General features: G+C 66.1%; 23 protein-coding genes and 1 tRNA gene. 22 read left to right on the top strand and 2 right to left on the bottom strand.

Annotated elements, in window-relative coordinates:
* The first annotated feature begins 66 nt into the window (after positions 1–66).
* From coxB to thpR, 16 genes are all read left to right on the top strand, one after another.
* Positions 67–882: a cytochrome c oxidase subunit II gene (gene coxB, locus L338_RS11700; protein WP_022698577.1), complete on the top strand. Its 816-nt coding sequence runs from the start codon at positions 67–69 to the stop codon at positions 880–882.
* Positions 883–897: 15 nt separating this feature from the next.
* Positions 898–2,523, top strand: coding sequence for a cytochrome c oxidase subunit I (gene ctaD / locus L338_RS11695; protein WP_022698576.1), 1,626 nt, complete (start codon positions 898–900; stop codon positions 2,521–2,523).
* A 48-nt stretch (positions 2,524–2,571) separates the two neighbouring features.
* Positions 2,572–3,489: a heme o synthase gene (locus L338_RS11690; protein ID WP_022698575.1), complete on the top strand. Its 918-nt coding sequence runs from the start codon at positions 2,572–2,574 to the stop codon at positions 3,487–3,489.
* Positions 3,489–3,704: a hypothetical protein gene (locus tag L338_RS17705; RefSeq protein ID WP_022698574.1), complete on the top strand. Its 216-nt coding sequence runs from the start codon at positions 3,489–3,491 to the stop codon at positions 3,702–3,704. Before L338_RS11690 ends, L338_RS17705 begins: the two co-directional genes overlap by 1 nt.
* A gap of 1 nt (position 3,705) precedes the next feature.
* A complete protein-coding gene (locus L338_RS11680) occupies positions 3,706–4,287 on the top strand; it encodes a cytochrome c oxidase assembly protein (RefSeq protein WP_022698573.1) in 582 nt (193 codons plus the stop codon).
* A gap of 104 nt (positions 4,288–4,391) precedes the next feature.
* The gene (locus L338_RS11675; protein WP_022698572.1) at positions 4,392–5,234 is read left to right on the top strand and encodes a cytochrome c oxidase subunit 3; all 843 of its coding nucleotides are present in this window, start codon (positions 4,392–4,394) and stop codon (positions 5,232–5,234) included.
* Positions 5,227–5,598 carry a DUF983 domain-containing protein gene (locus L338_RS11670; RefSeq protein WP_022698571.1) on the top strand — a complete coding sequence of 124 codons (372 nt, stop codon included), beginning with the start codon at positions 5,227–5,229 and terminating at the stop codon, positions 5,596–5,598. Before L338_RS11675 ends, L338_RS11670 begins: the two co-directional genes overlap by 8 nt.
* Positions 5,599–5,608: 10 nt before the next feature.
* Entirely contained in the window at positions 5,609–6,280 is a 672-nt protein-coding gene (locus tag L338_RS11665) for an SURF1 family protein (RefSeq protein ID WP_022698570.1), read from the top strand.
* A gap of 71 nt (positions 6,281–6,351) precedes the next feature.
* Positions 6,352–7,725: a GNAT family N-acetyltransferase gene (locus L338_RS17100; protein ID WP_022698569.1), complete on the top strand. Its 1,374-nt coding sequence runs from the start codon at positions 6,352–6,354 to the stop codon at positions 7,723–7,725.
* A 57-nt stretch (positions 7,726–7,782) separates the two neighbouring features.
* The gene (gene cobS / locus L338_RS11655; RefSeq protein ID WP_022698568.1) at positions 7,783–8,790 is read left to right on the top strand and encodes a cobaltochelatase subunit CobS; all 1,008 of its coding nucleotides are present in this window, start codon (positions 7,783–7,785) and stop codon (positions 8,788–8,790) included.
* Positions 8,787–10,664, top strand: a complete 1,878-nt coding sequence (gene cobT, locus L338_RS11650; RefSeq protein ID WP_022698567.1) for a cobaltochelatase subunit CobT — start codon at positions 8,787–8,789, stop codon at positions 10,662–10,664. Before cobS ends, cobT begins: the two co-directional genes overlap by 4 nt.
* A gap of 59 nt (positions 10,665–10,723) precedes the next feature.
* Entirely contained in the window at positions 10,724–11,362 is a 639-nt protein-coding gene (locus L338_RS17615; RefSeq protein WP_022698566.1) for a hypothetical protein, read from the top strand.
* 42 nt (positions 11,363–11,404) lie between these two features.
* Entirely contained in the window at positions 11,405–12,628 is a 1,224-nt protein-coding gene (locus tag L338_RS11640) for an MFS transporter (RefSeq protein ID WP_022698565.1), read from the top strand.
* The gene (locus L338_RS11635) at positions 12,628–13,638 is read left to right on the top strand and encodes an esterase-like activity of phytase family protein (RefSeq protein WP_022698564.1); all 1,011 of its coding nucleotides are present in this window, start codon (positions 12,628–12,630) and stop codon (positions 13,636–13,638) included. The genes L338_RS11640 and L338_RS11635 overlap by 1 nt, the downstream gene beginning before the upstream one ends.
* A gap of 12 nt (positions 13,639–13,650) precedes the next feature.
* The gene (locus L338_RS11630) at positions 13,651–15,099 is read left to right on the top strand and encodes a TrkH family potassium uptake protein (protein ID WP_022698563.1); all 1,449 of its coding nucleotides are present in this window, start codon (positions 13,651–13,653) and stop codon (positions 15,097–15,099) included.
* Positions 15,100–15,108: 9 nt separating this feature from the next.
* Positions 15,109–15,651: an RNA 2',3'-cyclic phosphodiesterase gene (gene thpR / locus L338_RS11625; protein ID WP_022698562.1), complete on the top strand. Its 543-nt coding sequence runs from the start codon at positions 15,109–15,111 to the stop codon at positions 15,649–15,651.
* On the opposite strand, the gene L338_RS11620 is transcribed toward thpR, so the two are convergent.
* A complete protein-coding gene (locus L338_RS11620; protein WP_022698561.1) occupies positions 15,648–16,652 on the bottom strand; it encodes an NAD(P)H-dependent glycerol-3-phosphate dehydrogenase in 1,005 nt (334 codons plus the stop codon). The two genes, thpR and L338_RS11620, sit on opposite strands and share 4 nt — an antisense overlap.
* Positions 16,649–17,791 carry a tRNA (adenosine(37)-N6)-threonylcarbamoyltransferase complex transferase subunit TsaD gene (tsaD, locus tag L338_RS11615; protein WP_022698560.1) on the bottom strand — a complete coding sequence of 381 codons (1,143 nt, stop codon included), beginning with the start codon at positions 17,789–17,791 and terminating at the stop codon, positions 16,649–16,651. Before tsaD ends, L338_RS11620 begins: the two co-directional genes overlap by 4 nt.
* 34 nt (positions 17,792–17,825) lie before the next feature.
* On the opposite strand from tsaD, the gene hemC reads away from it, so the two are divergent.
* The 6 genes from hemC (at position 17,826) to L338_RS17610 (ending at position 22,805) form a co-directional block, all read left to right on the top strand.
* The gene (gene hemC, locus L338_RS11610; RefSeq protein ID WP_022698559.1) at positions 17,826–18,776 is read left to right on the top strand and encodes a hydroxymethylbilane synthase; all 951 of its coding nucleotides are present in this window, start codon (positions 17,826–17,828) and stop codon (positions 18,774–18,776) included.
* Positions 18,773–19,471 carry a uroporphyrinogen-III synthase gene (locus tag L338_RS11605; RefSeq protein ID WP_022698558.1) on the top strand — a complete coding sequence of 233 codons (699 nt, stop codon included), beginning with the start codon at positions 18,773–18,775 and terminating at the stop codon, positions 19,469–19,471. Before hemC ends, L338_RS11605 begins: the two co-directional genes overlap by 4 nt.
* A gap of 59 nt (positions 19,472–19,530) precedes the next feature.
* A complete protein-coding gene (locus L338_RS11600; protein ID WP_022698557.1) occupies positions 19,531–20,640 on the top strand; it encodes a mitofilin family membrane protein in 1,110 nt (369 codons plus the stop codon).
* Positions 20,637–22,262, top strand: a complete 1,626-nt coding sequence (locus L338_RS11595) for a heme biosynthesis protein HemY (protein WP_022698556.1) — start codon at positions 20,637–20,639, stop codon at positions 22,260–22,262. The genes L338_RS11600 and L338_RS11595 overlap by 4 nt, the downstream gene beginning before the upstream one ends.
* A gap of 86 nt (positions 22,263–22,348) precedes the next feature.
* A tRNA-Thr gene (locus tag L338_RS11590) sits at positions 22,349–22,424 on the top strand.
* Positions 22,425–22,628: 204 nt separating this feature from the next.
* A complete protein-coding gene (locus L338_RS17610; RefSeq protein ID WP_022698555.1) occupies positions 22,629–22,805 on the top strand; it encodes a hypothetical protein in 177 nt (58 codons plus the stop codon).
* The last annotated feature ends 20 nt before the right edge of the window (positions 22,806–22,825 follow it).

The following is a 22,825-nucleotide window of genomic DNA, read 5'->3' as shown; positions in this document are numbered from 1 at the left end:
TCAATTGACTCGTATTCCGAACAGGCGCCTTGATGGGCGGCTGTCTGCAGAGTGCTCGGGGATCCTATGATCGCATCCATTCTACACGCCGCCCTCGCGGCCGCTTCGCTTCCTGTCATGGGCGCGCCCGAAGACGGGCAGGTCGGTTTCCAGCAAGCCGCCACGCCGATCATGGAAATGCTGACCGGTTTTCACCTGTGGCTGCTGGTGATCATCACCGCCATCGTGCTGGTCGTTCTCGGCCTGATGCTGTGGGCCGTCATTCGCTACAACGCGAAGGTTCGCAAGGACCCGGCGAAATTCAGCCACAACACGCTGGTCGAGGTGATCTGGACCGCCGTGCCCGTGCTGATCCTGGTCGTGATCGCGGTGCCGAGCTTCAAACTGCTCTACTATCAGGATGTCGTTCCGGAAGCCGATCTGACGGTGAAGGCCACGGGCTATCAGTGGTACTGGGAGTATTCCTACCCGGATCAGGACATCTCCGTGACCTCGCTGATGCTGCCGGAAGAAGAGGCCGAGCGCCTTGACCGTCCGTATCTGCTGGCGACCTGGGACGGAACCGATTACGCGAATGCGGGCGCGCTGGTCGTGCCGGCGGGCGCGGTTGTGCGGGTCCAGACCACGGGCGCGGACGTGATCCATTCCTGGACCGTGCCGGCCTTCGGCGTAAAAACCGACGCCATTCCGGGCCGCCTGAACGAACTCTGGTTCCGGGTCGATGAGCCGGGGATCTATTTCGGTCAGTGTTCGGAGCTTTGCGGCAAGGACCACGCCTATATGCCGATCGAGGTTCACGTGCTGCCGACGGAGCAATTCACGGCCTGGGTCAACGAACAGACGGGCGGCGACACGCAACTCGCCGCCGCGGACACGCAGTAAGGAGCGTTTTTGGACATGGCGACCGCTGAAGCGCACGCGCACGACGATCACAAGCCGGGCTTTTTCACCCGCTGGTTCCTGTCGACGAACCATAAGGACATCGGAACGCTCTACCTGATTTTCGCGATCATGGCCGGCCTGGTCGGCGGCGCGATGTCATGGCTGATCCGCATGGAGCTGCAGGCGCCGGGCATCGGCGTGCTGACCGCCTTCACCGGCGGCGACCCCGAGGCGGCCAAGCATTTCTACAACATGCTGATCACCTATCACGGCCTGATCATGATCTTCTTCATGGTCATGCCCGCCCTGATCGGCGGTTTCGGGAACTGGATGGTGCCGCTGATGATCGGCGCGCCGGACATGGCCTTCCCGCGCATGAACAATATCTCGTTCTGGCTGCTGCCGTTCGCGTTCGCGCTGGCGGTGCTGTCCATGTTCGTGCCGGGCGTGGGCGCGTTCAACGGCTTCGCCGGGGGCTGGGTGCTCTACCCGCCGCTATCGACCATCGGACATCCGGGCGCGGCGATGGACTTGCTGATCCTGTCGCTGCATATCGCGGGCATCAGCTCCATTCTGGGCGCGATCAACTTCATCACGACCATCTTCAACATGCGCGCGCCGGGCATGACGCTGCACAAGATGCCGCTGTTCGCCTGGTCCGTTCTGGTCACCGCCTTCCTGCTGCTGCTGTCCCTGCCGGTTCTGGCGGGCGCCATCACCATGCTGCTGACCGACCGTAATTTCGGGACGACCTTCTTCGACCCGTCCGGCGGCGGCGACCCGGTGATGTTCCAGCACCTGTTCTGGTTCTTCGGCCACCCGGAAGTGTACATCCTGATCCTGCCGGGCTTCGGCATCATCAGCCACATCGTCTCGACCTTCTCCCGCAAGCCGATCTTCGGCTATCTGGGCATGGCCTACGCCATGGTCGCGATCGGCCTGATCGGCTTCATCGTGTGGGCGCACCACATGTACACGGTCGGCATGAACGTGAATCTGAAGGCCTATTTCGTGGCGGCGACAATGATTATCGCCGTGCCAACGGGCATCAAGATATTCTCATGGATCGCGACAATGTGGGGCGGATCGATATCGATCCGGACGCCCATGCTGTTCGCGCTGGGCTTCATCTTCCTGTTCACCGTTGGCGGCGTGACCGGCGTGGTTCTGGCCAATGCCGGCGTCGATCAGGCCCTGCACGACACCTATTACGTGGTGGCGCACTTCCATTACGTGCTGTCGCTGGGCGCGGTCTTCGCGATCTTCGCGGGCTGGTATTACTGGTTCCCGAAAATGTTCGGCTACATGTACAACCCGCTGATCGCGCGCATCCACTTCATCCTGACGTTTGTGGGCGTGAACATCATCTTCTTCCCGCAACACTTCCTGGGCCTGGCCGGCATGCCGCGCCGCTATATCGACTACCCGGAAGCGTTCGCGTTCTGGAACCACGTCTCCTCCATGGGCAACTATCTGTCGATGGCGGGCGTGCTGGTGTTCATGATCGGCATCGTGGAGGCGTTCCTGGTGCGCCGCCCCGCGGGCGCCAATCCGTGGGGCGAGGGCGCGACCACCCTGGAATGGTCGCTGCCGTCCCCGCCGCCGTTCCACCAGTATGAGGAGCTGCCGCGCATCCGCTAGAAGCGGGGCGCGGCCTCACCTCCCGCAAAGGGAGCCGGGCTGATCGAGATGAGCGATACAAGCGCAGCCATACCGGCGGGCGTCGCCAGCTGGCGTGATTTTGTCACGCTGATGAAGCCGCGCGTCATGTCGCTGGTGGTGTTCACCGCCGCGGCCGGGATTCTGGTCGCGCCGGGATCCATTCATCCGGTGCTGGCGGTGGCCTCCATCCTGTGCATTGCGTTGGGCGCGGGCGCGTCCGGGGCGCTGAACATGGGGCTGGAAGCGGTTCAGGATTCCCGCATGAGCCGCACGCGCGGACGCCCGACGGCCACGGGCCGGATCGCGGCGGCGGACGCGCTGGCCTTTGGCGGCGCGATCGCGATGTTTTCCGTGCTGGGCCTGGCGCTGGCCGCGAATTATGTCGCGGCGGGGCTTCTGGCCTTCACCATCTTCTTCTATGCGGTGGTCTATACGCTCTGGCTCAAGCCGCATACCGACCAGAATATCGTGATCGGCGGCGCTTCCGGCGCGCTTCCGCCCGTGGTGGCGTGGGCCGCGGCGACCGGCGCCGCGCCGCTGGAAGCCTGGATTCTGTTCGCCATCATCTTCATCTGGACGCCGCCGCATTTCTGGGCGCTGGCGCTGCTGGCCAAGGACGACTACGCCGCCGCGGGCTATCCCATGATGCCCAATGTGCGGGGCGATGACGCGACCCGCCGCCAGATCTGGATCTATGCGCTGCTGACCGCGGCGGTCGGGTTTGCCCCGCTGGCGGTGGCGCTGGGGGGCTGGGTCTATCTGGCAGCCGCCTCGGTCGCCACGGTCCTGTTCGTCGTTCCGGCCTGGCGCCTGCGCCGGGAGGGCTCGCCGAAGAACGCAAAGTCACTCTTCGCGGCCTCCATCCTGTACCTGTTCCTGCTGTTCGGCGCGCTGATCGCCGAACATGGCTTCGGTCTTTACGCGCCGCTGTTCGGGGCCGCGTGATGGCCGAAGAGGAAGACCGCACCGATCCGCTGACCGGCCGCCATGATCCGCAGGATCACCGGCCGCAGGGCTATCGCGCCCTGACGCCGGAAGAGATGAAGGCGCGCAAGCGGCGCAATCTGGCCATCGCGCTGGCGCTGGCGGGATTCGCCGTGTTCGTTTTCATCGTCACGGTGATCAATCTGAAGAACGGCATACCAGACAGGCCTCTCTGACATGTTCAAACTGTCCAACAAGATGATGCTGACCGGCGGCGTGGCTGTTGCGCTGGGCATGGTTGGCGCGGCTTACGCCGCGGTCCCGCTGTACAATCTGTTCTGCGCGGTGACCGGTTATGGCGGCACCACGCAGGTTGGCGGGGGCGAGGATGTCTCGGTCATCGACCGGACGGTGAATGTGCGCTTCGACGGCTCCGTCTCCCGCGGCATTCCGCTGAAATTCGAAGCGGCGGAGACGCGCGAGGGCCTAAAAGTAGGCGAACGCGCGCTGGCCTTCTACAAGGTGACGAACCAGGCCGATTACCCGGTCGACGTGACCGCCACCTATAATGTCACGCCCTACAAGGCGGGGCCGTATTTCGTGAAGCTGGAATGTTTCTGCTTCACCGCTCAGCGTTTCGAGCCGGGCCAGACGCAGGAGCTTGCGGTTCTGTATTACGTGGACCCGGAAATGGACGACGAAGGCACGCTCGACGACGTCCGGACCATCACCCTCAGCTACACTTTCTTCGAACAGAAAACGGACGGGGAAAGCGTGGCCGCTGCGGATGCGGCGGCAAGTCCCGCTTCCGGCGGCTAGCATCGGTTGCGGCGGCGTGATTTTTGAGGGTATAGCTCGCATCGACTTCTTTCCTGCGCCGGGGGTGGCGCGGGCCGTATGATTATAACCTAGCGGGGAACGCCATGGCGGATCACGCCGTCAAGCACGACTACCATCTTGTAAATCCCAGCCCGTGGCCGCTGGTCGGCTCCATCTTCGCCTTCGTCCTGGCGATCGGGCTGGTTGTCCTGATGAAGGGCTTTGTCAGCGACGCGGCGTCGCCGCTGCATTTCTTCTTCGGCGAAGGTCAGCCCTGGCTGCTGGGACTCGGCGCGCTGGGCATCATGTATGTGATGGTCGGCTGGTGGCGCGACGTGATCAAGGAATCGCGCAGCGGCGATCACACGCCCGTGGTCCAGATCGGTCTGCGCTATGGCATGATCCTGTTCATCGCCTCCGAGGTGATGTTCTTCGTCGCCTGGTTCTGGATATTCTTCGAAGGCGCGATCTTCCACGAAGCGCGCCTGACCGAGGGCTGGGGCCAGTTCCCGCCTGAAGGCATCGAGACCTTCGACCCGTTCCATATTCCGCTGATCAATACGCTGATCCTGCTGCTGTCGGGCACCACGGTTACCTGGGCGCACCATGCGCTGCAGATCGGCAATCGCCGGGACGCCAAGCTGGCCCTAGCGCTGACCGTGGTTCTGGGTCTGTGCTTCACCTCGCTTCAATTCTACGAATACGCCACGGCGCATTTCGCCTTCTCCGGCTCGCTCTATGGCGCGGCCTTCTTCATGGCGACCGGCTTCCACGGCGCGCACGTCATTATCGGGACCATCTTCCTGCTGGTGTGTCTGATCCGCCTGATGGCGGGCCATTTCACGCCCGAGAAGCATTTCGGTTTCGAGGCGGCGGCCTGGTACTGGCACTTCGTTGACGTGGTGTGGCTGTTCCTCTTCACCTTCGTCTACGTGGTCTATGGCTGATGAGGCGGCCGCGAACCCGATCGCGGCCGGGCTGAAGGGGCGTTGCCCGCGTTGCGGGGAAGGCTTTCTGTTCAGCGGTTTCCTGAAGATCGCCAATGAGTGCGACGCCTGCGGGCTGGACTTCGGCGGGGAGGATGTGGGCGACGGTCCCGTCGCCTTCATCGTCCTGATCGTCGGCTTTGCCGTGGTCATTCCGGCGCTGATCGTCGAGGTCGCCTATGGCTGGCCGTTCTGGCTGCACATGCTGGTCTGGCTGCCCCTGACCCTGATCGGCTGTCTGGCGCTGATGCGCCCGTTCCGCGGCCTGATGTACGCGCTGCAATACAAGAACCGGGCGGAAGAGGCCCGGCTGCGCGAAGACTGACCGCCCCGCCATGATTTTCCGCCCGCAACCCGTAATGACCGCCGCCGCGCTGATCGCGCTGGCCGTTCTGATCTGGCTGGGCGTCTGGCAGCTGGAGCGGCGGGAATGGAAACAGGACCTGATCGCCGAGTATGCGGCCGTGTCCGCCGGCGAGCCGGTGACGCTGGCCACGGCGATTTGCGGCGGCGGCGAGTTCCGCCAGCGCCCGGTCCTGCCGCCCGAACTGCGCGGCGAGCAGTCCGTTCGCATGTATGGCTTTGACAGCGAAGGCAATCCCGGTTGGCGTATCCTTCAGATCGCCGACGCGCCGGGTTGCCTGACGCAGGCGCGGGCCGTTCTGGTCCAGACCGGGTTCGAACATTTTGCCACCGGCGTGATGGATAGCGTGGAGCTGCTGCGCCTGGCCGCCACGCCGGAGCCCGGCCCGTTCACGCCGGAAAACATTCCCGGCTCCAATGAATGGCATCGTTTCGACCGCGCGGCGCTGGCGGTTGAGTTCGGCCTCGCCCCGGGTGCGCTGGCCGATGTCTGGGCGCGGCAGGACGCGCCGCCGGCGTCCCTGTCCAGCACGCCTCCGTCCCGTCATCTGGGTTATGCGCTGACCTGGTTCGGCCTCGCGCTTACGCTCATAGGGGTATATTTCGCGTACCACGTGCGCGAGGGACGTTTTCGACTGAAATAGAGTGGCCCGCCTCTTGCGGAGATCGCATCGGTAAAGAATTCTTTAACGGTGTTTTCTCAATGGCGAGCTTGATGACGCTCCTGCAGGACCCTGCCGATATGTTTGGCGCACTGAAGGAAAATGACGTCTTCCTGCGGCCGCCACAGCTGTCGGATTTCGAGGAGTGGGCGGAGCTTCGCGCCGAGAATCGCGGCTTCCTGACGCCTTGGGAGCCATCCTGGCCGACCGACGACCTGACCCGTCCCGCCTATAAGCGCCGCCTGCGCCGCTATGCGCAGGACATGCGCGATGAGGCCGCCTATCCGTTCCTGATCTTCCGCTCTTCCGACGGCGCCATGGTGGGCGGGGTGAATATTTCCGGCCTCAAGCGGGGGGTGCTTCAAACCGGGACAATCGGCTACTGGATTGGCGAGAAATTCGCGCGCCGCGGCTATGCCCGCAGCGCCGTGACCGCCGTGGTGCGCTTTGCGTTCGAGACGCTGAACCTGCACCGGGTGGAGGCCGCCTGCATCCCGACCAATGAAGGCTCCCGCCGGGTGCTGGAGCGCGTGGGCTTCCGGCTGGAGGGTTATGCCCGCAACTATCTGCGCATTAACGGCGAGTGGCAGGACCATCTTCTGTTCGGCATCGTGCGCGGTGACACCGTCAATGGCGGCGGCGTGAAGGACGAGGACGCGAACCTGCCGCTGGAGGCGGAACTGCCCGCCGCCATCGAGCAGGGTCGGATAGAGCCGCACTTCCAGCCTATCGTGTCGCTGAAGACCGGCGCGCCACTGGGGTTCGAGGCGCTGGCCCGCTGGAACCACCCCAAGAAGGGGCTGCTGACCGCGGAGACGTTCATGCCGGTCGTGGAGCGCGGCGGGCTGGGGCCGATTCTGGCCAAGCGCATGATGGCGGCCTCGTGCGGGGAGCTGCGCACCTGGCGCAATCTGAAAATCTCGCCGGCGGGGCTGTACGTGGCGGTGAATATCGCCGGCTCCGACATTGGCGCGTTCGATCTGCCGGACACCATCGCCCAGCTGCGCGCCAAGGCGCATTTGCCGGGGGGGACGCTGCGCCTCGAAATCACCGAGTCTGACGCCATTCAGGATATCCGCGCCGCGCGCGACATCCTGGAGGGCGCGCGAAAAGCGGGGGCTTCCATCGCGCTCGACGATTTCGGGGCGGGGCATTCCTCGCTCACCCGCCTGTCCCATCTGCCGCTGGACGCGGTGAAGACGGATCGCGATCTGTCCATCCGCGCGGTGAAAGATCCCGCCGCCCGCGCCGTCATGCGGGCCGTGGTCAGTATCGCCGAGGATCTGGGGATCGAGGCCGTGGCCGAGGGCGTGGAGACCGAAGCGGCCTTCCGTCTGGCCGCCGAGATGGGCTTTGACGGGGCGCAGGGGCTGGGCATCGGCGATGCGCGTCCGGGCGGCGATGTGGAAGCCAAGCTGAAAGGCTGAGTCCGCGACACGCTTGCGGCTGGAAGATGGGAACGGTCTTGCCTATGTTTCCGGGCGATGACTGATTTTCAAACCGCCCCGACCGACGATCCCGCCTTTCCCATTTTCGAACCGGACACCGAAATTCCGGCGAAAAAGACTTTTGGCGTGGACGCCGACATCAAGATTCCCGCCTTCTCCAAGGCGAACGAATATGTCCCCGATTTCGATGACGCCTACCGCTTCGACCCCCAGACGACCATGTCGATCCTGGCCGGGTTCAAGCACAATCGCCGCGTCATGGTTCAGGGCTATCACGGCACCGGCAAATCGACCCATATCGAACAGGTCGCGGCGCGCCTGAACTGGCCGTTGATCCGGGTGAACCTGGACAGCCATGTCAGCCGCATCGACCTGGTGGGGAAAGACGCCATCGTCCTGAAAGAGGGCAAGCAGGTCACTGAATTCCGCGAAGGCATCCTGCCCTGGGCGATCCAGCGCCCGGTCGCGCTGGTCTTCGACGAATATGACGCCGGCCGCCCGGACGTGATGTTCGTGATCCAGCGCGTGCTGGAGGCGCAGGGCCGCCTGACCTTGCTGGACCAGAACCGCGTGATCCGCCCGCACCCGTCCTTCCGCCTGTTCGCGACCACCAACACGGTGGGCCTTGGCGACACGACGGGCCTGTATCACGGCACCCAGCAGATCAACCAGGGCCAGATGGACCGCTGGTCGCTGGTCACCACGCTGAACTATCTCGACCATGAGGAAGAGGTGGAGATCGTGCTGGCGAAATCCCCCGATTATCAGAATGACGCGGGACGGGAGGCGATCAGCCGCATGGTCTCGGTCGCCGACATGACCCGCAACGCCTTCATGAATGGCGACATCTCCACGGTGATGAGCCCGCGCACGGTGATCAACTGGGCGGAGAACAACCAGATCTTCGGCGATCTGGGCCTGTCCTTCCGCCTCACCTTCCTGAACAAGTGTGACGAGCTGGAGCGCCCGACCATCGCCGAATTCTATCAACGCGCCTTCGGCGAAGACCTGCCCGAGGCGGCGACCCGGGTGAAGGTGGCTTGAGCGACAAGGACACCCCTCAAGACCTTTTCAAGCGCGCGCTGACGCATGCGGTCCGCTCCATTTCGGGCGCGCCGGAGCTGGAAGTGCGGTTTGGCGGCGACACGGCCGGGATTGTCGCCGGGCATGTGCGCCTGCCGTCTATCCCCAAGGATATGTCGGAGGGCAATACGCGGCGCCTACGCGGCAAGGCGGATTCGCTGGCGCTGCGGCTGGCCTATCACGACTCCGATACGCACGTGGCCAACCGGCCCGAGGGCGGGCAGGCGCGATCCATCTTCGAGGCGGCCGAGCAGGCGCGCGTGGAGTCGCTGGGCGCCAACCGCCTGCCGGGCGTGGCGGACAATCTCGAGGCGGCGCTGATCGAGCGTTGCGAGCGCAAGGGCTTCCAGCGGATCGAGGACCGGCAGGACGCGCCGCTGGCCGATGCGCTGAACCTGCTGATCCGCGAGCGCCTGACCGGACGCAAGGCGCCGGAGGCCGCCGCCGGCGTCATGGATATCTGGCGCGAAGAGCTGGAAGACAAGGCGGGCGCGGCGCTGGACGCGCTGGCCGGCATCGCCGGGGATCAGGCGAAATACGGCAAGGCGGCGCGCAAGCTGATCCGCGACCTGGAGCTGGGAGAAGACCGCGGCGGCGAGGAAACCGACGAGGACGACGATTCTGCCCCCGACGAGCCGCCGGACGAGGGCGACGAGGATCAGCCCGAAGACCAGGAAGGCGATGGCGACGATGATCCCGGCGAGGACGATCCGGACGCCATGGACGACGAATCCGACGGCGGCGACCGTCAGTCGCAACTGGGCCCGGAAGATTTCGAAGAAGACCACGAACAGCCCGGCGAGGACGGCGAGGCAAAGCCGACGCCCAAGCCTGTGCGCGCCGCTGACGGGCCGGACACCGAATACAAGGTCTTCACGACCGCGCATGACGAGACCATCGCCGCCGAAGACCTCTGCGAGGATGAGGAGCTGGCGCGCCTGCGCGCCTATCTGGACCAGCATTTGCGCCCGCTCTCCCATGTCGTGGCGCGTCTGGCCAACCGGCTGCAGCGACGCCTGATGGCGCAACAGCGGCGCTCCTGGATATTCGACCTGGAAGAGGGCGTGCTGGACACCGCGCGCCTGTCGCGGGTGGTGATGGACCCGTTCGCGCCGCTTTCCTTCAAACAGGAAACGGAGACCGAATTCCGCGACACCGTGGTGACGCTGCTGCTGGATAATTCCGGCTCCATGCGCGGGCGGCCCATCATGGTGGCGGCGCTGTGCGCCGACATCCTGGCGCGGACGCTGGAGCGATGCGGGGTGAAGACGGAGATTCTGGGCTTCACCACCAAGGCCTGGAAGGGCGGCCAGAGCCGTCAGGACTGGCTGGGCGATGACCGCCCGGAGAAACCGGGCCGCCTGAACGATTTGCGACATATCATCTACAAGAGCGCCGATGCCCCCTGGCGGCGCTCGCGCGACAATCTGGGCCTGATGATGCGCGAGGGCCTGCTGAAGGAAAATATCGACGGCGAGGCCCTGCTTTGGGCGCATCGCCGCCTGATGGCCCGGCCGGAAGCGCGGCGCGTGATGATGGTGATTTCCGATGGCGCGCCGGTGGACGACTCCACCCTGTCGGTCAATTCCGGGGCCTATCTGGAAAGCCATTTGCGGCAGGTCATCGACTGGATCGAGACGCGCTCGGACGTGGAGCTGGCCGCCATCGGCATCGGCCATGACGTGACGCGCTGGTACCGGAAATCGGCGACTATCGTGGACGTGGAACAGCTGGGCGGGGCCATGATCGAACAGATGGCGTCCCTGTTTGACGAGAACGGCCCGCATCCGCGCGCCATGTCGGTTCCGCCGCACTCCCGCGCAAAAAGCGCCTGATTGCCGAACCCTTTGGCGCGGAATCGCGTTATCATCGCTCCAGACAAGCGGAGGGACCGATGGCGATACGCGAAATTTTCCTGATCACGGCCTGCGCCGCGGCGCTCAGCGCCTGCGGCGACCGGGACACGACCGAACGGGCGGACACGGCGATTGAACCGCCGGCGGAGGATTCCGCGATGCAAAGCGCACAGGAAGACACGGACGCCCCGGCGCAGTCCTCTGAAACGGCGGCGGACCAGGCCGATACGGCCCTGGCCGATGCCGCGCCCGCGCCGCAGGCGCGCCCGGCGGACGGCGCCATGAACGCGCCCACCCTGCAGGGCAGCTATTCGGAAGGGGACCTCTCGGCCGAATGGGACGCCTGGTTCGTGGATGGACAGCTGGTTCGCGTGGTCGAGCGTCAGGATCTGGGCGAATATGGCGGCTCCGAAGTCCTGATCCAGTACGGCGCGGACGGGCAGCCGGTGAAGTTTACCGAGACCGGCGAGCGCGTGATCGTCGGCGAAGGTTCGGGCGAGCCGGAAACGCTGCCCTTCGCGAAGGAGCTGTATTTCGAGAATGGCGAATATACGCGCGGCCACTCCAACCAGGACGGCCGCGAAGGCCAGCCGGAGGACCGTGAAGTGTTCGCCGCCACGCAACTGGCGCTGGATGCGCGGGAACGCGCACTCGAAAAACACAACCCGGCGGAGTAAGAGAGCGGCCACGCTCAAGCGGCCGCACGGTCTGGACACGCCTTGAATTTTTTCCGGCTCTTATGGAAGGAGCCCGCCCTGATCGGGTTCGGGCTGTTGTTCTGCTTCGGCTCCAGCGTCGGACAGACCTTCTTCATTTCGCTGTTCGTGCCGTCATGGAGCGAGACATTCGGCCTGTCGGAAGCCGGGTTCGCCAATATCTATCTGGCGATCACCCTGTTCAGCGGATTCTCGCTTCCCTTTATCGGCCGGCTCATCGACCGCACCGACCTGATGACCTATTCGGCGGCGGTCTGCGTGTTCCTCAGCCTGGGCTGTTTCCTGATCGCCGGCGCGTGGAGTCTGGCGCCGCTGGCGGCCGGCATGGCCTTCGTGCGGCTGGGCGGGCAGGGGCTTATGTCTCATGTCGCCCTGACCTCCATCGCGCGTTTCTTCCATGGCGACCGGGGCAAGGCGCTGGCGCTGTCCACGCTTGGCTTTCCGCTGGGTGAATTCATGCTGCCCGCGCTGGCGGTGTTCGCCATCGGCGCGGCGGGCTGGCGCATGACCTACTCGATTTCCGGCGCCGCCGTGGCGCTGATCATTCCGCTGGCGATCATGCTGATCATGCGGCGGGAGGATTTCAGGCGGGCCGCCTCTGACGGCGCCGCCAATGCCGATGACGGGCCGCCGCCGCGCGTCTTCCGCACCGCTTATTTCCTGCTGGTCGCGCCGCTGTTCATGGCGGGCCCGCTTCTGGTCACCGCGCTGATTTTCCATCAGGGCCTGATCGCCGAGGCCAAGGGCATGACGCTGCAGATCTTCGCCGCCGCTTTCACGGTTTTCGCCGTGGCGCAGGTGGCCGGATCGCTGATCTCCGGCCCCCTGATTGACCGCTACACCGCGCATCGCCTGTTTCCCCTTCACCTGATCCCGTTCGCGCTGGGCCCGCTGGCCCTGATCGTCAGCGCCAGCCTGCCGGCGGTGATCCTTTATATGGCGTTGGCGGGCGCCACGGCAGGACTGGGCGGCACGATCCGCAACGCCATCATCGCCGAGCTGGTGCGCCCCGAACGGCTGGGCGCGGCGCGCAGCGCCATGACCGCCTTCATGGTGGTGTCCACGGCCATCGGTCCGGCGCTGTTTGGCTGGATGATGCTGGCCGGTGTCACGATTGACGGGCTTTTATGGTTTACCATCGCGGCCCTGCTGGTGATCAGCGTGATTGGCGCGCTGGCGGAATATCCGGGCTGGGTGCGCCGGCCTGAAGCGGAGTCACGCACATAATGCTTGCAATCTTTTTTGCCCTGACCGCCGCGCTGTCGCCGCTGGCCGAAGACCCGCCGAAAGATCCGGGCATTATTCGCGTCGATACCGCGCCGGTGCACATGAACCCGGAAGATCCGTCGCAATCGACGGTCGGACGCCTGACCTATCTGGGCGGGGTGGAGCTGCATTCCCAGGATTCCCGCTTTGGCGGGTTTTCGGCGCTGGAGCTGGAGCGCGCGGACCCGGACGCACTGTCCGGTGGGCTGATCAGCGATTCAGGCATGGCGGGCGAAATCGTCATCGGTCTGGATGAACGCGGCGGTCCGCAATCGGTCATGCTGCGCGGTTATCCGTTTCTGGACGATGCGGGCGCGCCTCTGAGCAAGACGCGCGGCGATTCCGAGGGCTTGGCCTCACATGGCGGGGTTATCGCGGTGTCGTTCGAGCGCGACCACCGCATCGAATATTACCACCCCGATACAAACACCCGCGCAGAGGGGCCGAAACTGATGGGGCTCGACCCGCTGGACAGCAATCACGGGATAGAGGCGCTGGCTTTTCTTTCCGACGGCCGCCTGCTGGCCGGCGAGGAAAGCATCAACGCCATTGGCGGCTGGCATCCTGTCTGGCGGTTCGAGGACCCGGCCGAACGCTCCGGCCCGGCCTTCGAGATTGCGGCGGCGGGTGGCGGCTTCGGACTGGTGGGCATGGATGTGACGCCGGCCGGAAATCTGGTCCTGCTGGAGCGTTTCTATCTACCGGGCGTGGGAAACCGCGCGGCGGTCAGCTGGCTGGACGGCGAAACCGCGGCGGAGGCGGAGGGGCGGGTTCAGCCGATACGGCTGGCCATCATCGAACCGCCCCTGACGCTGGATAATTTCGAAGGGATCGCGGCGACCGGGCAGTCTGACGGCTCGACGGCGCTGTGGCTGATCTCGGACGATAACTTCTCCAACAGCCAGCGCACCCTGCTGATGGGATTCACGTTCGACGAAGCCGCGCTGGCCAGAGAGGCGAAGGCCGAGTAGAGCCATGGCGTCATGCGCTTCCTGAGCCCGGTTTTCTATCCTCTTGGCCTGCTGCTTCTGGCGCTGGCCGGGGCGATGTTCCTGACGGCGTGGCTGGACGTCGCCAATGCGGGCTGGCGCTGGTCGGGCTTCTTCCTGTCGTCCTTTTTCACCGCCTTCGCCGGGGCGGCGCTGGCGCTGATGTTCCGCGGGACGCGCATCCGGCTGACGCTGCGGCAGGGATTCCTGCTGACGGTTGTGGCGTGGTTCACGGCGTCGATCTTCGGCGCGCTGCCCTTCGTCTTCGGTCCGCTGAAACTGACGCTGGCGGATGCGGTATTCGAAAGCGTCTCGGGCCTGACCACGACCGGATCCACCGTGTTGTCGGGCCTCAACGACATGCCGGCTTCCATCCTGCTCTGGCGGTCTTTCCTGCAATGGCTGGGCGGGATCGGGATTATCGGCATGTCCATCGCGCTGCTGCCCTTCCTGCAGGTCGGCGGGATGCAGCTGTTCGAGATCGAACGCTCCGACGGCCCGGACAAGGTGCTGCCGCGTCCCGGCCAGATCGCGGCGGGCATTCTGGGCATCTATGTCGCCATGACGGTCGCCTGCGGCGTGCTGTACGAGTTTTTCGGCATGTCGATGTTCGAGGCCGCAAACCACGCCATGACCACCATCGCCACGGGCGGCTATGCGGTTCTGGATTCCTCGTTCGGCGGTTATGGCGGCGCGATCCAGTGGACGGCGACGGTCTTCATGGCGCTCGCCGCGCTGCCTTTCCTGCTCTATCTGCGCCTTCTGGTCGGGGGCTCGGAATCGGCGCGTCTGTTCCTGGACAGCCAGGTTCGCCTGTTCCTGATACTGATCTCCGCGCTGACCGTGATCCTGTCTTTCTGGCTGATGTTTCACGGGCACGCGGTGGAATTCTCGCTGAGGCAGGCCGCGTTCAACATCGTCTCGGTCATTACCACGACCGGCTTTGCCTCCGCCGACTACACGCTATGGGGCGCGTTCCCGGTCGGGTTGTTCTTCGTGCTGACCTTCATTGGCGGGTGCACGGGCTCGACGGCGGGCGGCATCAAGATTTTCCGGTTCGAGATATTGAGCCGCCTTGTCGCCTGGCGGTTCAAGCGCCTGACCTCGCCCAACCGCATGATCCCGGAAACCTATGGCGGCAAACGCATCGACCAGCAGCTGAAGGACGACGTCACCACTTTTTTCGCGCTGTTCGTCCTGTGTTTTCTGGGCGTGGCGCTGGCGCTGGCGATGATCGGGCTGGATTTTGCGACGGCGTTTTCCGGCGCGGCGACGGCGCTGGCCAATGTCGGCCCGGGCATTGGCGACATCATCGGCCCGGCGGGCAATTTCCAGAGCCTGCCGGACGCGGCCAAATGGACTCTGGTCTTCGCCATGCTTCTGGGGCGGCTGGAGCTGTTTCCCATCCTCGTCTTCTTGAGCCCCGCCTACTGGCGGCGTTAGGGAGAACGCATGACGTTGCGCCTGTTTACCGCCATCGAGATTCCCGAAGAGGTAGCGGACCGCCTTGTGCCGCTGCAAAAGGGCGTGGGCGGGGCGAAATGGCGGCCGCGCGAGAATTTTCACATCACGCTCAGCTTCTTCGGCGAACTGGAGGAGCCGGACGCGGCGGAGCTGGACGCCAATCTGGCCCAGATCAACCAGCCGCCGTTCGAGGTGACGCTGAAAGGCGCGGGGTATTTCGGGAACAAGGATCCGCACGCGCTGTGGATCGGCGTGGAGGAGAATGAGTCGCTGACCCGGCTGGCGGCGGCCTGCAACAAGGCGGCGCGGCAAAGCGGTCTGGCGCCGGACAAGCGCCCCTTCACGCCGCATGTGACGATGGCCTATCTGAACGGCGCGGAGATCAAGCGCGTGATCAGCTTCGTGCAGCGCCTGACGCTGTTCGAGTTGCCCAGCTTCCCCGTCGACCGGTTCGAGCTATGGTCCTCGCGCCCCGCAAAATACGGCGCGAACCATTATATTTCGGAAGCGGAGTATCCGCTGAGGGGCTAGAGCCGCTCGGTCTTGATCGGCCGGTTCAGCAATTCCTCGATAGCGCCCTCGACGCTGACCCTGTCCTCCAGAATCGCCGCCACGGCCTGACAGATCGGCATTTCAATGCCGTGTTTTTCGGCCAGCGCCACTACGGCGGGCGCGGTCGCGACCCCTTCCGTCACCGCCTTGCGGCCGGACATGATGGCGTCCAGCGGCACGCCGCGGCCCAGCGCCATGCCGCAGCTCATATTGCGGGAATTGGTGGACGAACAGGTCAGAACCAGATCGCCGAGCCCGCACAGACCGGACAGCGTTTCCGCCTTCGCGCCCATGGCCACGCCCAGCCGCGCCATTTCCGCAAAGCCGCGCGTCATCAGCGCGGCATGGGCGGACGCGCCCAGATCCTTGCCCTCCGAAATCCCGCAGGCGATGGCCAGCACGTTCTTGATCGCGCCGCCGACTTCCGCCCCGATCAGATCGTCGGCCAGGTATGGACGGAAGGCGGGGATGGAGATGGTCTCGGCCAGCTTCATGCCCAGCGCTTCGTCCGCGCAGGCCAGCGTGACGGCGGTGGGCAGGCCGCGCGCGACATCGATGGCGAAGCTGGGACCGGACAGGACCGCTGCCGGCGCGCCGGGCAGGGTTTCGGCCAGCACGTCGGTCATCAGCTTGCCGGTGTCGCGCTCGATCCCCTTGGCGCACAGCACCACCGGCGCGCCCTTGGCGATATGCGGCGCGGCGCCTTCCAGAACGCTGCGCAGATGCTGCGCCGGCACCACGGCCAGCACGGCCTCGCAGTCGGCCAGATCCTCGTAATCGCCGGTGGCGGTGACGCCGTCTTCCACGTCCACGCCGGGCAGGTAAATCTCGTTCTCGCCTTCCTCGCGGATCGCCTCGACCACGCTCGGCTCATGCGCCCACAGGACGACGTCACGGCCTGCGCGGGCCAGCACCTGCGCCAGCGCCGTGCCCCACGCGCCCGCGCCCAGAACGGCGACTTTGGAGAAGGCTTCACTCATGCTTTGGGTCCTTTTCTGCCCGCGCCGGAGGCGGGGTCATCGGCGGCGGCGCGCTGGTCCAGCGGCCAGCGCGGGCGCGCCGGCGCGTCCAGATCACTGATTTCGCCGCGTTTCAGCCGCTCCGCCCCGGCAAGGGCGATCATCACGGCGTTGTCTGTGCACCATTTTGCGGGCGGGGCGCTGAGCGTAAAGCCGAAATCGGCGCAGGCCGTTTCCAGCGCGCTCTTCACCGCCTTGTTCGCAGCCACGCCCCCGGCCACCACGAAGCGGCGCTCCGCCTCGTCCGGGTGGCGCTCGATAAACATCGCCATCGCGTTGCGCGACCGGTCGGCCAGGCAGTCCGCGATGGCCGCCTGAACGGAAGCGGCCAGATCGTTACGGTCCTGTTCGTCCGGATTGTCCAGCGCGTCCCAGGCGCGGCGGGCGGCGGTCTTCAGCCCGGCGAACGAGAAATCGGCGTTGGGAGAGCGGGTCAGGGGACGCGGCAGGTCGAAGCGGGTTGCGTCGCCGCTCAGCGCCGCCTGCTCCATCGCCGGTCCGCCGGGATAGCCCAGCTGCATGATCTTGGCGGTCTTGTCGAACGCTTCGCCCGCGGCATCGTCGATGGTGGAGCCAAGCCGCGTCATCTCGGTCAGATCATCCACCGCCAGAAGCTGCGTATGCCCGCCGGAGATCAGAAGCAGAAGATAGGGGAACGGGCAGGCGCCGGTGAGGCGCGGGGAGAGGGCGTGCCCCTCCAGATGGTTCACCGCGATCAGCGGGATATCGGCGGCCAGCGAAATCGCCTTCGCCGTCATCAGCCCCACCATCACCCCGCCGACAAGGCCGGGGCCGGATGTCGCGGCGACCGCGTCCAGATCCGCGAACCCCATTTGCGCCTCGTCCAGCGCGCGCCGGATCAGCGCGTCCAGCGCGTCGACATGGGCGCGGGCGGCGATCTCCGGCACCACGCCCCCGAACGGGGTGTGTTCCTCGATCTGGCTATAGACGCAGTCGGCCAGCACCTCGGCGGACCCGTCCTCGCGCAGGCGCAGGACCGCCGCGGCGGTTTCGTCGCAGCTTGTTTCAAGCCCCAGCACGACAAGCCCGCTTGAAGCGGACGCGCCTTGCGGTTTGGATGGGTCGGCGGCAAAAGCCATGTCAGTCCAACCGATTAAGGCCCCGATCCCCTCCATGCAATCACCCCTTGTCATTGGAACGCGCGGCTCCCCCCTGGCGCTGGCCCAGACCAGACAGGTCCGCCGCGCGCTGGCCGTCGCGCTGGAAGTCCCGGTGGAAGAGGAAGAGCGCCTCTTCCCGATCGAGGTCATCAAGACCAGCGGCGACCGGATTCAGGACCGCCGCCTGATCGAGGCGGGCGGCAAGGGCCTGTTCACGAAAGAGATCGAGGAAGCGCTGCTGGAGGGCCGGATCGGTCTCGCCATTCACTCCATGAAGGATGTGCCGACGGAAAATCCGGACGGTCTGGTTCTGGCCGGCAGTCCGCCGCGCGAGGACCCGCGTGATGCCTTCATCTGCTATGACGCCGCCACGCTGGACGACCTGCCCGCGGGCACCCGTATCGGCACGGCCAGCCTGCGGCGGCAGGCGCAGACGCTGAACCGGCGCCCGGATCTGAAGATCGTCAATCTGCGCGGCAATGTCGGGACGCGGCTGGACAAGATCGCGGCGGGTGAGGCGGACGCCACCTATCTGGCCGTTTCCGGCCTGAAACGTCTCGGCCGTCCCGAACTGACGGAAAACCCCATGCCGGTGGAGGTCATGCTGCCCGCCGCCGCGCAGGGCGCGCTGGCCCTGCAAGTGCGGGAGGACGATGCGCGGGCGCTGGAGATCGCCGCCCATGTCGCGGACCGCCAGACGACCATCGCCATCGCCGCCGAACGCGCTTTTCTGGCTGCGCTCGACGGCTCCTGCCGCACGCCCATCGCCGCGCTGGCTGAGATCGCAGACGGCGATCTGCGGCTGCGGGGGGAGGCTCTGACCCCGGACGGCGCGCAGAAATGGGCGCGTGACGCCCGTGCGCCGCTATCGGGCGATTTCGTCGCCATCGCCCGCATGCTGGGCGAAACGATTGGCGGTGAAATCCGCGAGGAGGCGGGCGACGCCATCCGGTACGAACTTTGAAGAAAATCTGGATCACCCGCTCCGAACCGGGCGCGTCCAAGACGGCCGAACGTCTGCGCGAACGGGGTTATGAACCGCTGGTAGCGCCGCTGCTGACCATTGAACCTGCGCCCAAACTGGACCGGGACCCGTCGCAATATCAGGCGGTCCTGTTCACCAGCGCCAACGGCGTCCGCGCCTTTGCCGCGCTCAGCGATGCGCGCCTGCGGGCGCTGTGCGTCGGCGACGCCACGGCGGAAGCGGCGCGGGAGGCCGGCTTCACGGACGTGGAGAGCGCGGCGGGCGATGCGGACGATTTATTGGCTCTTTCGCAGCGGACGCTGGACCCGGCGGGCGGGCCGGTTCTGTTCGCTTCGGGCGAGCATATCGCCGCGAAAATCCATCAGTCGCTGGGGAAGGCCGGCTATTCGGTCGACCGCAGCATCGTCTATCGCGCCGCCGCCGCCGATTCGATTCCCGAGGCCGCGCAGGAGGCCATCGAAGCGGGCGGCATAGACGTGGTGCTGTTTCATTCCGCGCGCGCGGCGGAGGCCTTTACGCTTGTCGTCCCGGCCCGGATCGCCCGGCTTTTCCGCTATGTCACGATCAGCAGGAACGCCGCGGGGCCGCTTTTCATTCCCTATGAAACCGCGGCCAAACCGGATGAGGAATCTCTCCTCGCGACGCTGGATCGCATCTGCCGGCGGGCGCGCTGACTTGTTCGCCCGGTGGGCGGCATCCTACATAGAGACCGTCCGCACAGACACGAGGCTCCATGAGCGACGATCCCAAGAGCGACGACCCCGGCGCGGCGCCGCCCGAGTCAGAACCGATTGACGCCGAATTCGCTGAAGTCAGAGACACGCGCCAATCCGGCGGCGTCGGTTTCGGCGCGCTTGTCTTCTCGATCATCTTCGCCGCGCTTGTCGGCGGCGCGCTGGGCGGGTCCGCCGCGTGGTGGCTGGACCGCCGCGCGCCGGACGCCGCGCCGGCGCAGACTGTCGATCTCGGCCCGCTGGAAGCCCGCATCGCAAAGCTTGAGGAAGATCAGTCCGCGCTTGAACGCCGTCTGGCGAACGCGCCCGCGCCCTCGACCGAGGATTCACAGGCGCGCAACCAGCTGGCGGACATGGAAAGCCGCCTGACCACGCTGTCTGAAGAGGTGGAAGAGGTCAGAAGCGGCCAGAATGGCGAGCGTTTCGACCCCGCGCCGCTGCGGCAGCGGCTGGATACGCTGCTGGACCGTATTGCGGCGCTGGAATCGCGTCCCTCGGGACAGGATGAACGCGCGGGCGAGGCCTTGAACCGCGCTGATACGGCCAACCGCAACGCGCAACAGGCGCAGTCTCAGCTCCAGTCCCTGCAAACCCGCCTGACGGCGCTGGAGCAGAATGCGGGGAGCGACCGCAAGGCCCAGACGGCCTTCCAGTACGCCGCCCTGCGCGAGGCCGCCCTGCGCGGCGCGGCGTTCCAGCTGGAGCTGGCGGCGCTGGAGAATGAAACCGACGCCCGGGCGCTGGATGTTCTGCGCCCGCTGGCCGCAGCCCGCGTGGCGACGGAGGCCGAGCTTCTGGAGACCTTGCCCGTATCGGAGGTGCGCGCGGCGCGGCAGGGTGAGGCGAGTCTCGCCGAGCGCGCGCGCGGCGCTTTCTCCGGGCTTGGCACGCTCCGGCGCTCTGACGAGGAAGCCTCCGGCGATCCGCTGGATGTCGCCCGCGCCAGCCTGAAAGTCGGCGACCTCGAGGCCGCCATTGAAGCCATGGAAAGCCTGACCGGCGCGCCCGCCGACGCCGCCAGCGACTGGCTGGATGATGCCCGCGCCCGGCGTCAGGCGATTTCTGCCCTTGACGATTTACGTGATCAACTGATGGAGGCCGCCCCATGAGGCGCCTGGTCCCGATCCTGATTATCGCCGCCCTCGCGGCGGCCTTTGCGGCCTGGATCGCCGCTTCGCCCGGCGCGGCGACGCTGGAATTCCGCGGCTGGGTCTTCGAGACGACGGCCGGGGCGGCGCTGTTCATCCTGCTGACGCTGGGCGTGCTGATGGCGGTGCTGTGGCGCTCCATCGGCTGGTTGATGAACTTGCCCGAACGGCTGCGGGACTCGGCGGCGCGTTCGCGCCAGACACGCGGCTATGACGCGCTGGAAAAAGCGCTGATCGCTTCGGCCTCGGGCGAGGGCGGGGAGGCGCGCAAACAGGCGCAGAGCGCGGGCCGCCTTCTGGACCGTCCGGCCATTTCCCGCATTCTCACCGCCCGCGCGGCGGAAGCCGACGGGCTGATCGGCGAAGCGGAATCGCAATACCGCCTGCTGCTGGAATCGCCCGGCACGGAAGTGGTCGGCCGCCGGGGCCTTGCCGCCGCGGCGTTCGAGCGCGGAGATCTGGCCAGCGCCAGCGAACACGCCCGCGCGGCCTTCGAGGCGCGCCCGGCCAGCCGCTGGGCGTTCGAGACGCTGTTCGAGGCGCAGGTCCGTCAGGCCAAATGGAACGATGCGGCGGCCACCTTGAAGACCGGCGAGGCGGAAGCCCATGTGCCGCCCGACAACGCCCAGCGCCGCCGCGCCGTGCTGCTGACCGCGCAAGCGCGCCAGGCGGAGACGCAGGGCCAGATGGAGCGCGCGGGCCGCCTTTCAGAGACCGCCGCGCGGTTGTCGCCCGGTTTTGCGCCCGCCGTGGCGCTGGCCTCCCGCCTGTTGCTGGAGGGCGGCCATCCGCGCAAGGCCTCGCGCCTGATCGAGGATTCCTGGCGCGCCGCGCCGCATCCCGCGCTCGCGATTGCATGGCGGGATCTGAAACCGGACGAGCCCAATCTTGACCGCGCCGAGCGGCTGGAAAAGCTCGCCGCGCTCAATCCCGATCACCGCGAAAGCCGCATCCAGCGCGCCGAGGCGGCGCTGCTGCGCGACGACATGGTCAAGGCGCGGGACGAGTTGAAACCCCTGATCGACCGCGACGCGCCCAGCGCCCGGCTCTGCGGCCTGATGGCCCAGATCGAGCACAAGAGCGGCCATATCGAAGAGGCGCGCGACTGGATCGACCGTGCGGCCAGCGCGCCGGGCGAGGCCGACTGGTCGGACCTCGACCCCGACGGACCGGCCTTCGACTATCGTGACGAGGACTGGATGCGCATGGTGTTCAGCTATGGCGACGCCGCCAAGCTGATCCATCCGCGCCATGAGCGTTATGAGCGCGAGATTCAGCTTGCCCCGCCGCTGGCCGCGCTGCCAGCGCCGGAGCCGGAAAATCCCGAACCGGCCGTGGAGCCAGACTATGCCTCGGCCGCTGTCATCGCCCCGCCGGAAGAGACGCCGGAGCCGGAATCCGAACCGGAAAAACCCGAACCGGCGCTCAAGCCGCGGAAACCGCGCGCCGCCAGGCCGAAGGACAAGGACCGCGCGCCGGAGGCCAGCCCGCCCCCGCCGCCGCCCGATGACCCGGGCCCGGAAGGCGAGACATACGAGGAAGCGGGGGATGACGCCCTGACCCGTTCACGCAAGCTCAGCTGACGCTCTTTGCGTGAATGTCAGTGCAGCTTCATTGCGCGCTTGCCCCCGCGCGGCGGAGAGATTAGCTTCCGCGCGCTTCAAACGGGGCCGCTTTAGCTCAGCTGGTAGAGCACATCATTCGTAATGATGGGGTCAGGTGTTCGAGTCACCTAAGCGGCACCATTTTCTCCTTCCTCTCCTGGAAAACCCGATCCTTTATCCCGGCGGCGCGCCTGCGCCCGCGGGCAAAGCGTGTACGATCTCGTTAAGGTCTGGCCGGGAGATTTAAATTTTTAAGTTTCAGATCAACGCCTTGGTATCGGGTAAGGATTAATCTTCGCTGCGCAGGGCGGGGAATGGCCGCCGGTTTCGTGGACGGCAGGGGCAATGGCCTATTACGCGACGCGGCAGGTGCTGGACGATCTGGAGCAGATACGCGCGACGCTGCAGGAGGCGTCCGAGGTCATGGCCGACTTCCAGGACGTGCGTGAATTCGAGAACATGGTGCGCATTGCCGAGACCAAGCTCTCGCGCCTTGTGGAGCTGACGCTCGATACCGCTTGAATAACGCTGCAACGCGGATG

It is taken from the genome of Euryhalocaulis caribicus (genome assembly GCF_000412185.1).
Classification (GTDB): Bacteria; Pseudomonadota; Alphaproteobacteria; order Caulobacterales; family Maricaulaceae; genus Euryhalocaulis; species Euryhalocaulis caribicus.
This window is presented reverse-complemented; position numbering and strand designations above follow the sequence as displayed.